Raw genomic sequence first — 12,996 nt, forward strand, 5'->3', positions numbered from 1 at the left:
CTCCCACGGTCGTGATGCTTCCCGCAGGAGCGAGCTCCGCTCGTGAGTCGCCCTCAGTCCGTCGCCAGCGCCACGGCGCGTGCCTGGTGCGCCCGGGCCAGGCGGAACAGGCCGAAGGCGGCGAGGGCGAAGGTGACGTTGAGGCCGATCATCGGCAGCGCGCTGTCGTTCTGCAGGGCGCTGAGCAGCAGGCCTGAGAGCGTGGCACCGGCCATCTGGGCGAAGCCGATGAAGCCGGCGGCGAGCCCCGCGCGGGTCGGGTTGGGGATCACCGCGCCGGCCACCGAGCCGGGCAGCACCATGCCGGCACCGAGGGTGAGCAGCACCTGCGGCAGCAGCAGGCCGGGCACCGAAGGGCCGGCGGCGAGCAGCACGGCGAGGGTGATCAGCGCACCGGTGGCCACCAGCGCGGTGCCGATGCCCACCAGGCGCGCCGGGCCCCATTTCATGATGAGGCGGTTGCTGAGGATGGCGCCGGTGATCAACCCCGAGACGATGCCGCCGAAGACCAGCCCGTACTGGGTGGGGCTCAGGCCGAGCTGGCCGACGAACACCCGCGAGGAACCGGCGATCACGCAGAACATGGCGCCGTAGGTGCCGGCGATGGCGAAGGAGAAGGCACGCACCTCGGCCCCCTTGAGCAGTTCGCGGTAGTTGCCGGCGAGGGTGGCCAGGCGCCCGGCGAGTGGGTCCTTGGCCTGGTTGCTTTCGCGGTAGAGCAGGGTGCAGGCGAGCAGGGCGAGGATGCCGATGATCACCGTGGCCACCACCACCGCCCGCCAGGAGCCGGCCTTGGCGGCGATCAGACCGCCGATGACCGGCGACAGCATGATGGTGCAGAGCATGCCGATCACGGTGAGGGCCATGATCGGGCCGGCCTTCTCGCGCCACACGTCGCGCACGATGGCCCGGGCCACCACCAGCGCCGCGCAGGCGCCGAGGCCCTGCAGGGCGCGCCCAGCGATGAACTCCGGCATGGAATGGGCGAAGGCCATCCACAGCGAGGCCAGCACGTAGGTGGCGACCCCCGCCAGCAGCACCGGCTTGCGGCCGATGCGGTCCGACAGCGGGCCGAAGAACAGCTGGCCGACGCCGAAGGCACCGACGAACACCGAGAGCGCCACTAGGGATGAGCCGGGCGCTGCCGCCAGGCCGTGCTCGATGGCGGCGAGGCTGGGCAGCAGCATCTGGGTGGACATCTCGCCCAGGCCGCAGAGGACGATGAGCAGGGTCAGCAGCAGGCCGGAGCGGCGGGTGGCGTCCACGGATGAGTCCTCCGGTGGGCGACGGGGTTTGCGCACCAGCACCAGGGTGCACAGTGCCGGCAGGAACAGCAGGGTGAGCAGGGTGCCGACCAGCACGCCGCCGATCAGCACGAAGGCCAGGGACGACCAGAACACCGAGAGCGTCAGCGGGATGAAGGCCAGGGCCGCTGCCAGGGCGGTGAGCACCACCGGGCGGGCGCGGCGCACCGTGGCTTCGATGATGGCTTCGCGCACGTCCTGGCCGGCCTCGCGGTTCTGGCGGATCTGGTCGGTGAAGATCAGCGTGTTGCGCATGAGGATGCCGCCGATGCCGATCAGCCCGAGGATGGCGTTGAAGCCGAAGGGCTGGTCGAACAGCAGCAGGGTCGGTACGGCGCCGATCAGGCCCAGCGGCGCGGTGGCGAAGACCATGAACATCACGCCGAAGGAGCGCACCTGGAACATGATCACCACCAGGGTCAGCAGGATCATGATGGGGAACAGCGCGGCCAGGGCCTTGTTGGCCTTGGCGCTTTCCTCCACGGGCCCTGCGATCTCCACCCGGTAGCCGGAAGGCAGCTGCGCCAGCAGCGGCTGCAGGTCGCGCCACACGGCCATTTCCACGTCCGGGGGCTGGGTGCCGTCGACGATGTCGGCGCGCACTTCGAAGGTGATGTCGCGGTCGCGACGCTTGAGCACCGGGTCCTCCATCACCGCCTGGAAACGCCCGACCTGTTCCAGCGCCACGGATTGCCCGGCGGCGTTGGTCAGGGTCAGGTCGGCGAGGTTGCCGAGGTTCTCGCGCTGGTCATCCAGTGCCCGGGCGACGACCAGCACATTGCGGGTGCCTTCGCGCACCTCGGTGACGGTGTTGCCGGTGAGCAGGGCGTTGACCTGGCTGCGCACCTGGTCGGGGGTGAAGCCGAGCAGGCGCAGGCGGTCCTGGTCGAGCACCAGGCGGTAGGCGCTGGTGCGCTCGCCCCAGTCGAGGAAGCTGTCGCGGGTCAGGGCGTTGGCGGCCACCACCTGGCGCACGTCCTCGGCGATGCCGCGCAGTACGTCGGCATCCGGCCCGGCCACGCGGAACACCACGGGGAAGGGCACCGGCGGGCCGAACAGCAACTGGGTGACGCGCACCCGTGCCGAGGGGAATTCACCGGCGGCGATGCGTTCGCGCATGCGCGCCTTGAGGGCGTCGCGGTCGTGGGCGCTGGCGGTCTGCACGATGAGCTTGGCGAAGGCCGGGTCCGGCAGTTCCGGGTTCAGCGAGAGGAAGAAGCGCGGTGCGCCGCCGCCGACATAGGCGTCCACCAGCTTCGTCTGTGGCTCTTCCAGCAGCGCGGTTTCCACCTGGGCGACCACCGCTTCGGTGGCCTTGAAGGCGCTGCCCGGCGGCATGTACACCTCGAGGATCAGCTCGGAGCGGTCGGAGTTGGGGAAGAACTGCTTCTTCACCGCGCCCATGCCCAGCACGCAGAGCACGAAGGCGCCGAGCACCAGGGCGGTGACCCGCCAGCGGTGCTCGACGCAGGCGCTGACCAGGCGGCGCAGGCGCGCATACCAGGGGCCGGCGTAGAGGGCGTCGTGGCCGCCGGGCACCGGGGCGATGCGCGGCAGCATCTTCACCCCCAGGTAGGGCGTGAACACCACGGCCACCAGCCAGGAGGCGATCAGCGCGAAGCCGACGATCCAGAAGATGTTGCCGGCGTATTCCCCGGCACCGGAGCGGGCGAAGCCCACCGGCAGGAAGCCGATGATGGTCACCAGGGTGCCGGTGAGCATGGGCGCGGCGGTGGAGCTCCAGGCGAAGGTGGCGGCCTTCATGCGGTCGAAGCCTTCCTCCAGCTTCACCACCATCATCTCGATGGCGATGATGGCGTCGTCCACCAGCAGGCCGAGGGAGAGGATCAGCGCGCCGAGGGTGATGCGGTCGAACTCGCGGCCGGTCATCAGCATGATGACGAAGACGATGGACAGCGTCAGCGGCACCGCCGCAGCCACCACCAGGCCGACGCGGAAGCCCAGGGCGAGCAGGCTGATGAGCATGACCACGGCCAGGGCGACGAAGAACTTGAGCATGAATTCGTCCACCGCCAGGCGGATGTTCTTCGCCTGGTCGGAGACCTTGTCGAAGCTGACGCCCAGGGGCAGGTCGGCGTGGATGCGGTCTTCCTCGGCCTGCAGGGTGCGGTCCAGGTCGAGGCCGTTGAAGTGCGGCTCCATGATCACCCCGAGCATCAGCGCCGGGTCGCCCTGGTGGCGGATGCGGTAGCTGGCGGGGTCCTCGTAGCCGCGGCTGACGGTGGCCACGTCGGCGATGCGCAGCACCCTGCCGCCGGCGGCGATGGGCACGTTCTCGATCAGCGCGAGGGTGTCGAAGGCGCCGTCGATGCGGATGTAGGCGCGCGGCCCGGCGGTTTCGACGAAGCCGGCGGGGGAGACGCCATTCTGCGCGGCCAGGGCGGCGAAGATCTGCTCCGGCTTGATGCCGAGGGTGGCCAGGCGCTGGTAGGAGAATTCGACGAACACGCGCTGGGCCTGCTCGCCGAGGATGTTGACCTTCTTCACCCCCGGCAGGCGCAGGAAGCCCTGGCGCAGGTCCTCGGCCATCTTCACCAGCTCGCGGTGGGGCAGGTCCTTGGCTTCCAGGGCGTAGAGGGCGAAGTAGACGTCGGAATACTCGTCGTTGAAGAACGGGCCCTGCACGCCGCGGGGCAGGCGGGCGGCCTCGTCGCTGAGCTTCTTGCGGGTCTGGTAGAACAGCTCCTGGATGTCGCCGGGGCGGGTGGATTCGAGGAACTGCACCTTCATCGAGACGAAGCCGGGCTGGGCGATGGTTTCCACGCGGTCGTAGAAGTCCAGCTCCTGCAGGCGCTTCTCCAGGCGGTCGGCGACCTGTTCCTGCATCTCCCGCGCGGTGGCGCCGGGCCAGGCGGCGGTGACGGTCATGGTCTTGACGGTGAAGGAGGGGTCTTCGGCGCGGCCGAGCTTGCCGAAGGCGAAGACCCCGGAAAGGATCACCGCGATGATCAGGAACAGGGTCACTGCCGGGTTGCGTACGGCGATCTCGGAGAGATTGAGGCCGCGCATCTCAGCGCACCTCGTCGTTCTGGCGGGCCAGCGCCAGGGCCTGTCCGGGCAGCAGGCGCACCTTGTCGCCTTCGTGCAGCAGGTGCGCGCCAAGGGCGACGACGCGCTGGCCGGCGCTCACGCCGCCTTCCAGCAGGGCGTACTCCTGGCCGAGGCGGGCGACCTTCACCGGGGCGAAGTGCACGCTGTCGTCCTCGCCTATGACCCAGACGCCGCTGCCGGCACCCGGGTTGTGCAGGGCGCCGATGGGCACGCGCAGCAGCTCGGCCTGCTCGCTCTGCAGGCGCACGGTGATGGTCGAGCCGATGCTGAAGCGCTCGGCCGTGCCGTCGAGGATGTAGCGGGCGCGGTAGGTGCGGGTGACCGGGTCGGCGGAGGCGGAAAGCTCGCGCAGGGTGGCCTTGACCGCCTGCTCGCGGGCGTCGAAGGGGTAGGCGAGGGCGCTGCTGCCGGCCAGGGCGCGCTGGGTTTCCGGGAGGTCGATCACCGCTTCGCGGGCACCGTCGTGGGCCAGGCGGGCGACGATCTGCCCTTCGGCGACGACCTGGCCGCGCTCGGCGCGCACGTCGGTGATGATGCCGTCGCCATCGGCCTTGAGGGTCGAGTAGCTGCGGCGGTTCTGCACCTGGCTGGCTTCGGAGCTGGCGGCGGCCAGTTCGGCCTCGGCCACGCGCAGGTTGGTGGCGGCCTGGTCGAACACCTGGCGCGACACGGCGCCGGTGGTGGACAGGCGGCGGTAGCGGCTTTCGTCGTCCCGGGCCTGGCGCAGCTGTGCGCGGGCGGCGCTGACGCGGTTGTTGGCGGCGCGCAGGGCCAGGTCGAAGTCCTCGATATCTAGCACCAGCAGGGTGTCGCCCTTGGCCACGCGGGCACCGGGGTCGACGCGGCGTTCGATCACCTTGCCGCCGACGCGAAAGCCCAGGTCGCTTTCGGTGCGCGCCGCCACCACGCCGGTGTAGGCGGCCTCGTGGCGGCTGGTGCTTTCCACCTGCGCGGCCAGAACCGGACGTGGCTGCGGGCCGTTGGCGGCGGCCCGGGTGTCGGCCTGGCTGTTGCAGCCGGCGACGGCCAGCAGCGCTGCCAGCAGGGCCAGGGGGCGGAGGGTCGGCGCGTGTCGGTTCATGGTCCTGCACTCTCGGGGATGCCTTCGATGGGTTGGATGATATGCGTAATATTAATTTTCGAATAGATGTCGTTCGTCATTTAAAAGGGCGGTGAGGCGCCTGGCCGGGACAGGTAGAATCCCCGGTCCTTCCCACGAGACGCCCCGATGCCCCTGCAGCCCGACGAACTCGCCAGCCTCGCCACCACCACGCTGGATGACTACAACCAGAACGCCGAAGGCTTCCGCGAGAACACCCGCGACCACGATGTGAGCCAGAACATCGGGGCGCTCCTGCGCCATATCCACGGGACCCCGCCTTTCGCCATCCTCGATTTCGGCTGCGGGCCGGGGCGCGACCTGCGCACGTTCCGCGCCCTGGGCCACGAGCCGGTGGGGCTAGACGGTGCCGAGCGCTTCGTCGCGATGGCGCGCGCGGATTCCGGGTGCGAGGTGTGGCAGCAGTCGTTCCTCGACCTGCAACTGCCGGCCGGGCGCTTCGATGGCGTGTTCGCCAATGCCACGCTGTTCCACGTGCCCGGGCAGGAGCTGCCGCGGGTGCTGCGCCAGCTGCGCGCGACGCTGAAGCCGGGCGGGGTGCTGTTCGCCTCCAACCCGCGCGGGGACAACCAGGAAGGCTGGAGCGGCAACCGCTATGGCGCCTGGCACGACTTCCCGACCTGGAAGGCCCTGGTGGAGGCGGCGGGTTTCGAGGAGCTGGAGCACTACTACCGCCCGGCGGGCCTGCCCCGTGAGCAGCAGCCCTGGGTGGCGAGCGTGTGGCGCAGGAGCGAGGCGGTGGCCCCGGACTGACGCCGGGCCATGGGTGGGCCGACGAGGCGCGGCCCACCGTTCGTGGCGGGGTTACTTCGGTGCGGCGGTGGTGCGCAGGTAGGGCAGCTTGATGTCGATGGTGCCGTACTTCTCGCGGGCCTGATCGTCGTTCAGCGCGAGGGCGACGATCACGTCCTGGCCCGTGGTCCAGTTGGCCGGGGTGGCCAGCGGCACGTTGTAGGTCAGCTGCAGGGCGTCGAGGGCGCGCAGCACCTCGGCGAAGTTGCGGCCCACCGACATCGGGTAGGTCATGGACAGCTTGAGCTTCTTGTCGGGGCCGATGATGAACACCGAGCGCACCGTGGCGGTGTCGGCGGCGGTGCGGCCATCGGGCAGGTAGGCCTCGGCGGGCAGCATGTCGAAGGCCTTGGACACGGCCAGGGACTCGTCGGCGATGATCGGGAAGCTGGCGTCGGCGCCACAGAAGGCCTCGATGTCGCCTTTCCACTTCTGGTGCGCCTGCACCCCGTCCACCGAGACGCCGATCACCTTGGTGCCGCGCTTGGCCCACTCGGCGGCCAGTTGGGCCACGGCGCCGAACTCGGTGGTGCACACCGGGGTGAAGTCCTTGGGATGGGAGAAGAGGATGGCCCAGTCGGAGCCTATCCAGTCGTGGAAGCTGATGGCGCCCTGGTCGGTTTCGGCCTTGAAATCGGGGACCAGATCGTTGATGCGCAATGCCATGGTGGTGTCCTCCTGAAGTGGATGGCGGGCAGGTCGAGGGTCAGCGTAGACGGGTTTCGCGAAGGTGCTATGCGTTTGCGGCAGGCCGCCGGCCGGGCTGGAGGCGCAGGTGTTTCAAGGGATGTATTCGCGTTCCTCGGGCAGCCTGCGCTGCGCTTCCTGCAGCTCCCCGGCCTGCACCAGGGCGTGGATTTCATGGGCCAGGCCGGTGACCTCGGTGATGCGCTGGATCCATTGCGCCACGTAGCGCCGTGAAGCCTCCGGGCCCAGGCCGACCTGGATGGCGCGGTGGGGCAGGGGCTCGAGGTGCAGGTTGCGTTCCGGGTCCCACTGGATGCGCACCGGGGAGGCGTTCTTGATGCGCTCCCATTCCTCCTTGCCCTGACCCGGCTGCGGATGACTGGGGCAGCTGTTGGCCAGGGCCCAGGCGAAGCCTTCATGGCTGATGTCGATGGCGAGGATGCGCTTCTGCCCGGCGTCCTTCAGGCCCCAGCCGGCGCGGTACATCATCCAGAGGAAGGAGGGCTTTATCCAGGTCATGCGCTCCAGCTTGAACGGCGGCGAGACGAAGGTGCCGTGGGCCAGCGCGCTGTCGGCGATGACGTCGGAGTAGGCCTGGTAGACGCGGAGGGTGCGGGCGTCGTAGTGGGCCCTGATCTGTTTCTGGGGGATGGCCTGCATGGGGTCCTGCGTTGGGATGAACCGTGGGTGAGGGGGCTGGGGTTCAGTAGAAGTCGTAGTAGAGCGCCCATTCGCCGCTGCTGCGGTGCTTCCAGAACATCAGGCTGCCGCTGTCGACGACGTTGAGGTTGATCTTCGCGTCGGAGGAGATCTGGAAGACGAATTCGAAGCCCTTCCCCGGGTCGATGCCCGATTGGCAGAAGGAGGGGTAGCCGCCGATCTTGTGGTCGTGGCAGTGGCTGACGATGTCGTAGTAGCTGTCGATCGTGCCTTGGCGTTCCAGTTCGAGGATGCGCTCTTCCAGGTCCGCCGGCACGCCGCCGCCGTCCCACAGCGGGTAGTCCTCGTCCAGCCGTTCGGCCTTGAGCGGGAAGGGCTTGATGAAGGACGCCGGCGCGGCCAGCTCCTTGCGCTGCAGTGTTTCGTGGTGACCGTATTCGCGGATGAGCCAGTGGGCGCCCATGGGTTCCAGCGGCTGGCCGAACTCGGCGGAGATGAACAGGGCCAGCACCCGCACATCCGCCAGTAGCGGGTGGTTGACCGGCAGGCTGGGCAGGTGGAACTGGGCGAGCGGCAGCATCGCGTCCCCTGCCGCGTCGAGCGGGATGCCTTCGTCGGGGCGGAACAGGAAGACCCGGCCCAGCCAGCTTTCCTCGTCGGCCTGGGTGGGGCGGAAGCCGCCGGCGCTGAAACGCGTGGCGGGGCGGGCCAACAGGTGGCGGATCGCCTGGATTTCGTCGTTGTCGTGCATCTGTCGTCCCTGACCGGTGGTGAATTTCGCAGCGCCTATTCTGCGGTGGCCCGGGCCGATCCGACTAGGCTTGCTTGCAGGACGAGGATGAGGCGAAGCGGATGGCCGTTCTGCGGATGGTCCTGGTGCTGGTGGCGGTCGCCTGCGGCGGCTGCAGCCTGCTGGAGGTGGACAGGGAAATGCAGCAGGCCCGCCAGGAGCTGGTGGTGGTGGCGGGGCGGCTGCTGGCCACGGATTCCGGGCGCAACGCGCTGGTGGCGCTGCTGGATGGCAAGGGCGGCTTCGTCGCCTACCGCATCGTCGCGCCGGGCGAGGCCTTCTACTTCACCCAGGCGCCGGGCGACTACCAGTTGCTGGCCTTCGACGATCGCAACGGCAATTTCGCCCTGGATCGAGACGAGCCGCGCCACTGGCTACCCCGGGCCCGCCATGCGCCGCTCACCGTGCAGCCGGACCTGGCCGAGCGCGCGCGCCTGGCGCAGCTCAATACCCTGGATCTCCAGGTGGCCGGCGGCGCCGACCCGCCCAGGCTCGACCTGCGCCTGGAGGTGCTCTACCGCGAGCAGCCGCGCCTGCAGCGCAACTACCTGCAGGTGGTGGAGTTCACCGACCCGCGCTTCGACGACCGGCACATCCGGCTGGGCGCCTGGCAGCCGCTCAGTTTCATGCGCGAGGTGGGCTACGGCCTGTACCTGCTGGCGCCCTGGGACCCGGCCAAGGAGCCGGTCATCCTGGTGCACGGCATCAACGCCTCGCCCCGTGACTGGCAGGCGCTGGCCGCGAGCCTCGACCTGAGGCGCTTCCAGCTGGTGCTGTTCCACTATCCGAGCGGGCTGCCCCTGCGCAACAGCGCCTACATGCTCAGCATCGCCATGCGCGACATGCTGCTGCGCCTGGCGCCACGGCGCATGCACCTGTTCGCCCACAGCATGGGTGGCCTGGTGGCGCGGCGGGCACTGCAATTGCTCGCCGAGAACGAGGCACAGCGCCTGTGCCTGTTCGCCACCCTTTCGACGCCCTGGGACGGGCATCCCTCGGCGGCCACCGGGGTACAGCGTGTGCCGCTGGAGGTGCCGGTATGGCGTGACATGGCCCCGGGCAGCCCCTACCTGCGGGCGCTGTTCGCCAGGCCGCTGCCGGCGCATATCCGCCAGTGGATGCTGGTCAGCTACGGGGGCAACCGCCGCCTGCTACCGGAGCCGAACGATGGCGTGGTGCCGTTGGCCAGCGAGCTGCGCAGCGCCGCCCAGGACGAGGCCGAGCGGCTGTACCTGATCGACGAGAGCCACACCGGCATCCTCCACAGCCGCCGCGCCACGGCGCTGCTGGAGCGGGCGTTGAGTGAGCTGCCCGAGCAGGGCTGCGCGGACTAGGCAGGGCGGATGCAGCCGCAGCTTCCCGGGCTCAAGCCCGGGCTACGGGTCAGGGCTCGGTGCCGAGGTTGGCCTGCACCCGCGCCAGCAGGTCGAGCAGCTGCTGACATTCCTCCTGGCTGAAGCCGTCCACCGCCACCTGGTTGAGGCGCCGGCCTTGCTGGCGCACCTCCTGGTGGAGAGCCGTGCCCGCTGCGGTGGGGTAGAGCCGGATGCTGCGCTTGTCGGCCTCGTCGGCCTTGCCTTCCAGCAACTCCTTGCCGCGCAGCGCCTGGATCAGGCGGGCGATCTGCGCCTTATCGCGGCCGGAGTGGGCCACAAGGTCGCTCTGGGTCGCCCCCGGATTGTGGGCGAAGAAGTTCAGCGCCTTGAACTCCATGTGGGCGAGGTCGTGGGCGCTGTCGCGCAGCGACCGGTATTGCCGAGCGCGGTAGAGGTGCATGACGGAGTGGATGGATTCGAAGACGTCTTCGGCGGTATCGGCGGTCATATGGTTGACAATATCAACTAGTGGTTTTTATGATCGTTGATGTTATCAACCATCCCTTGCGAGTAACAGCCCATGGACCAACCCGTACAGACCCGCCGCGTGCAGCGCGTGCGCCACGAACTGCGCCGCCGCGAGCTGGACGTGCTCCGCGTGGAGCGCATCAGCCCGCATTTCATGAGCGTCACCTTCGGCGGTGACGCGCTGGCGGACTTCGTATCCGCCTCCTTCGACGACCACATCAAGTTCATGTTCGTGGACGGGCAGGGCGAGCTCGTCCGCCGCGACTACACCCCGCGCCGCTTCGACCCTGAGCGCCGCGAGCTGACCCTCGAATTCGCCCTGCACGGCGAGGGCGGCGCCTGCGAGTGGGCCGAGCGGGCGCAGGTGGGCGACTCCGCGCTGATCGGCGGCCCGCGCGGCTCGATGATCATCCCCATGGATTACGACTGGCACCTGCTGGTGGGCGACTCCAGCGCGCTGCCGGCGATCCACCGCCGCCTGGAGGAGCTGCCGGCCGGCGCCCGCGTCACCGCCATCGTGCAACTGGCCGAGGCCGACCGCCGCGATTTGCGCAGCGCCGCGAGCCTCGACTTGCGCTGGGTGGATACGCCGGAGGAACTGGTCGCCGCCGTACAGGCCCTGCCGCTGCCCGCTGGCGAAGGCTACGCCTGGGGCGCCGGCGAGCACGGGATGATGACCCGGGTACGTGCCCTGCTGGTGGAGAAGGGGCAGCCGAAGGAAGCCATGCGCGTCGCGGCCTACTGGCGGCAGGGGTTCTCGGATCACCATGAGGACCTGGAGGGCTAGTGGGCGGCCCTGTCGATGGGTTTCGCTGCGCTCTACGCCATCCTACGCGGCGCGAATAGCCTGGAGCGGGTCAGGCATCGGGCCAGTCGACGTTGCGCACTTCGGCGCTGAGGCGGTCGAGGTTCTGTTCGTTGGCCGTAAGCACGAAGGCGGCGATCTGTTCGCGGTGTTCCGCGGTGTCGAACACCTGCTGCCAACCCACACGCGTGCCCTTGCCCTCGGAGGCGAGGGTGATGGTGAGGACGAAGTGGTGGTTATCGTCGGAGAGGTGTTCGACCACGACCTGCCCGGGCGTGATCTCGCGGAAGACGTTGTGATTGGGGTAGTCGGTGCCGTCGGGGCCGTGCAGGGTGAAGCGCCAGTGGCCGTCGGGGCGGAATTCGAAGAGCTCGAAGGTGCTGTTGAAACCGTTGGGCCCCCACCAGCGGGCGAGGTGCTCGGGCGCGGCGATGGCGCGGAATACGCGGGCCGGCGGTGCGTCGATCAGCCGCGAGGTGGTGCATTCGCGGTGGGCGGTCGGGGATGCGCTGCTGCTCATGGGGCGGGCCTTCGCTCGGGTGGGGCCGCCCGGAAGCCGGGCGGGGAGCGGCAAGCATAGCCCTGCGATCAGCCCTCGTTGCGGCGGATGAAGGCGGCCTCGTAGTCGCGGCTGGCGCTGGAGACCTTGGGGTTCATCAGTGCCGAGCGGACCTTCTCGTAATCCTCGTAGGGCAGGCCGGCGCGGTTGAGCATCTCCAGGGAGAACTGCTTGACCTCGGCATCGGTGTAGGGGCGCGGCTCCGGTTGGCTGGCGCAGCCGGCGAGGATGAGGGTGGTAGCGGCGAGTGCGATGGCGAGCAGGCGATTCATTTCGGGCCCCCTTGAGGTGGCGTTGTCCTTTGATGGAACAAAGGTTATCCGCGGCCCCGGGGGCGGAAAAATCACCCGCTTCGATAATGACTATTGCCTGAGTGGCAACGGTGCCTGGTGGCCCCGGCCGCCACAGGCGGCGCTCCGGGCGGAGAAGCGCTCGGGCAGCCCCTGCTCGCGAAAGGCCTGGACCACATGGTCGATGAATACGCGGGTCTTGGCCGGCAGCAGCTTCTGCGCGCTGAAGTAGATGCACAGCGGGTCGGTCTGCACGTGCCAGTCGGGCAGCACGCGCTGCAGTTCGCCGCGCTCGATGAAGTGCACGGCATGGACCGTACTCACCAGGGTGATGCCCAGGCCCATGCGCGCGGCGTGGCAGGCGGCTTCCGGGTCGCTCATCAGCGCGCGGGGGCGCAGGTCGATGGGCGCCTGGTCGCCGGCCTCGTTGAGCAATACCCAGTTGCGCACGCGACCGGTCTGCGGCGAGCGCAGGAGGATGCCGTCGTGCTGGGCGAGGTCCGCCGGCACCTGCGGACGAGGCCGGGCGTCGAAGTAACCGGGGGCGGCCAGCAGTACGCGATGGCCGGGGCCGATCTGCCGGGCGATCACCCCCTGGGGCAGCTCGAAGCCACCCCCGATGCCGACGTCGAAGCCCTCGCCGATGAGGTCCACCTGGCGATTGTCGAAATGCCAGTCGGGCACGATGGCGGGGTAGCGGGCGAGGAAGTCGGCCAGCAGCGGCACGATGTACTCGCGGCCGAACATCAGCCCCATGCTCACCTTGAGGTTGCCTGCCGGCTGGCCGCCGGCGCTGGCGAGGTTGGCCACTGCGCCCTGGATGGCGGCGAGGCCGCCGCTGACCTCGGCGAGGAAGCGCTCGCCGGCTTCGGTCAGTTTCAGGCTGCGCGTACTACGCTGGAACAGTCGCACCCCCAGCCCGGTTTCCAGTTTCGCCACGTTCTTGCCGACCGCCGCTGGTGTCAGGCCCAGGCGCCGTGCGGCCTCGGCAAAGCTGCCGGCCTCTGCGCTGCGGACGAAGCATTCGATGCTGTTGAGGGTTTCCATGGCGCCACCGTAAACCGTTTGGATCG

At 69.3% G+C, this 12,996-nt stretch carries 12 protein-coding genes and 1 pseudogene; 3 read left to right on the forward strand and 10 right to left on the reverse strand.

Annotated elements, in window-relative coordinates:
- Window positions 1-53: 53 nt before the first annotated feature.
- From ACYJSS_RS21025 to ACYJSS_RS21035, 3 genes and pseudogenes are all read right to left on the reverse strand, one after another.
- Entirely contained in the window at window positions 54-1,199 is a 1,146-nt protein-coding gene (locus tag ACYJSS_RS21025; protein WP_373875105.1) for an MFS transporter, read from the reverse strand.
- 84 nt (window positions 1,200-1,283) lie between these two features.
- Window positions 1,284-4,334, reverse strand: a pseudogene (locus ACYJSS_RS21030) (efflux RND transporter permease subunit); the annotation flags it as partial.
- A gap of 1 nt (window position 4,335) precedes the next feature.
- Window positions 4,336-5,457: an efflux RND transporter periplasmic adaptor subunit gene (locus tag ACYJSS_RS21035; protein ID WP_236204976.1), complete on the reverse strand. Its 1,122-nt coding sequence runs from the start codon at window positions 5,455-5,457 to the stop codon at window positions 4,336-4,338.
- Window positions 5,458-5,604: 147 nt separating this feature from the next.
- Here ACYJSS_RS21035 and ACYJSS_RS21040 point away from each other — a divergent pair, with 147 nt between their 5' ends.
- Window positions 5,605-6,249, forward strand: a complete 645-nt coding sequence (locus ACYJSS_RS21040) for a class I SAM-dependent methyltransferase (protein ID WP_111260425.1) — start codon at window positions 5,605-5,607, stop codon at window positions 6,247-6,249.
- A 51-nt stretch (window positions 6,250-6,300) separates the two neighbouring features.
- On the opposite strand, the gene ACYJSS_RS21045 is transcribed toward ACYJSS_RS21040, so the two are convergent.
- From ACYJSS_RS21045 to ACYJSS_RS21055, 3 genes are all read right to left on the reverse strand, one after another.
- Window positions 6,301-6,954 (reverse strand): peroxiredoxin, encoded by a 654-nt coding sequence (locus ACYJSS_RS21045; protein WP_111260424.1) that lies wholly within the window; start codon window positions 6,952-6,954, stop codon window positions 6,301-6,303.
- A 114-nt stretch (window positions 6,955-7,068) separates the two neighbouring features.
- Window positions 7,069-7,635 (reverse strand): DUF4291 domain-containing protein, encoded by a 567-nt coding sequence (locus ACYJSS_RS21050; RefSeq protein ID WP_111260423.1) that lies wholly within the window; start codon window positions 7,633-7,635, stop codon window positions 7,069-7,071.
- 43 nt (window positions 7,636-7,678) lie between these two features.
- Window positions 7,679-8,386 (reverse strand): DUF1963 domain-containing protein, encoded by a 708-nt coding sequence (locus ACYJSS_RS21055; RefSeq protein WP_111260422.1) that lies wholly within the window; start codon window positions 8,384-8,386, stop codon window positions 7,679-7,681.
- Window positions 8,387-8,487: 101 nt separating this feature from the next.
- On the opposite strand from ACYJSS_RS21055, the gene ACYJSS_RS21060 reads away from it, so the two are divergent.
- A complete protein-coding gene (locus tag ACYJSS_RS21060) occupies window positions 8,488-9,759 on the forward strand; it encodes an esterase/lipase family protein (RefSeq protein ID WP_111260421.1) in 1,272 nt (423 codons plus the stop codon).
- A 49-nt stretch (window positions 9,760-9,808) separates the two neighbouring features.
- Here ACYJSS_RS21060 and ACYJSS_RS21065 read toward each other — a convergent pair whose 3' ends face one another.
- Entirely contained in the window at window positions 9,809-10,249 is a 441-nt protein-coding gene (locus ACYJSS_RS21065) for a MarR family winged helix-turn-helix transcriptional regulator (protein ID WP_218281313.1), read from the reverse strand.
- 72 nt (window positions 10,250-10,321) lie between these two features.
- On the opposite strand from ACYJSS_RS21065, the gene ACYJSS_RS21070 reads away from it, so the two are divergent.
- On the forward strand, window positions 10,322-11,056 hold the full coding sequence (locus tag ACYJSS_RS21070; protein ID WP_111260420.1) for a siderophore-interacting protein: 735 nt from the start codon (window positions 10,322-10,324) through the stop codon (window positions 11,054-11,056).
- 70 nt (window positions 11,057-11,126) lie between these two features.
- On the opposite strand, the gene ACYJSS_RS21075 is transcribed toward ACYJSS_RS21070, so the two are convergent.
- From ACYJSS_RS21075 to ACYJSS_RS21085, 3 genes are all read right to left on the reverse strand, one after another.
- Entirely contained in the window at window positions 11,127-11,594 is a 468-nt protein-coding gene (locus tag ACYJSS_RS21075) for an SRPBCC family protein (RefSeq protein WP_111260419.1), read from the reverse strand.
- Between the two features lie 68 nt (window positions 11,595-11,662).
- A complete protein-coding gene (locus ACYJSS_RS21080) occupies window positions 11,663-11,905 on the reverse strand; it encodes a hypothetical protein (protein WP_021222218.1) in 243 nt (80 codons plus the stop codon).
- Window positions 11,906-11,995: 90 nt separating this feature from the next.
- Window positions 11,996-12,970, reverse strand: coding sequence for a LysR family transcriptional regulator (locus ACYJSS_RS21085; RefSeq protein WP_111260418.1), 975 nt, complete (start codon window positions 12,968-12,970; stop codon window positions 11,996-11,998).
- Window positions 12,971-12,996 lie beyond the last annotated feature (26 nt).

It is taken from the genome of Pseudomonas sp. No.21, from assembly GCF_054558415.1.

Excerpts from the sequence above, each read along its gene's own strand:
- ACYJSS_RS21025 (WP_373875105.1), bottom strand. The coding sequence starts at position 1,199 with ATGTCCACCCAGATGCTGCTGCCCAGCCTCGCCGCCATCGAGCACGGC.
- ACYJSS_RS21035 (WP_236204976.1), bottom strand. The coding sequence starts at position 5,457 with ATGAACCGACACGCGCCGACCCTCCGCCCCCTGGCCCTGCTGGCAGCG.
- ACYJSS_RS21040 (WP_111260425.1), top strand. The coding sequence starts at position 5,605 with ATGCCCCTGCAGCCCGACGAACTCGCCAGCCTCGCCACCACCACGCTG.
- ACYJSS_RS21045 (WP_111260424.1), bottom strand. The coding sequence starts at position 6,954 with ATGGCATTGCGCATCAACGATCTGGTCCCCGATTTCAAGGCCGAAACC.
- ACYJSS_RS21050 (WP_111260423.1), bottom strand. The coding sequence starts at position 7,635 with ATGCAGGCCATCCCCCAGAAACAGATCAGGGCCCACTACGACGCCCGC.
- ACYJSS_RS21055 (WP_111260422.1), bottom strand. The coding sequence starts at position 8,386 with ATGCACGACAACGACGAAATCCAGGCGATCCGCCACCTGTTGGCCCGC.
- ACYJSS_RS21060 (WP_111260421.1), top strand. The coding sequence starts at position 8,488 with ATGGCCGTTCTGCGGATGGTCCTGGTGCTGGTGGCGGTCGCCTGCGGC.
- ACYJSS_RS21065 (WP_218281313.1), bottom strand. The coding sequence starts at position 10,249 with ATGACCGCCGATACCGCCGAAGACGTCTTCGAATCCATCCACTCCGTC.
- ACYJSS_RS21070 (WP_111260420.1), top strand. The coding sequence starts at position 10,322 with ATGGACCAACCCGTACAGACCCGCCGCGTGCAGCGCGTGCGCCACGAA.
- ACYJSS_RS21075 (WP_111260419.1), bottom strand. The coding sequence starts at position 11,594 with ATGAGCAGCAGCGCATCCCCGACCGCCCACCGCGAATGCACCACCTCG.
- ACYJSS_RS21080 (WP_021222218.1), bottom strand. The coding sequence starts at position 11,905 with ATGAATCGCCTGCTCGCCATCGCACTCGCCGCTACCACCCTCATCCTC.
- ACYJSS_RS21085 (WP_111260418.1), bottom strand. The coding sequence starts at position 12,970 with ATGGAAACCCTCAACAGCATCGAATGCTTCGTCCGCAGCGCAGAGGCC.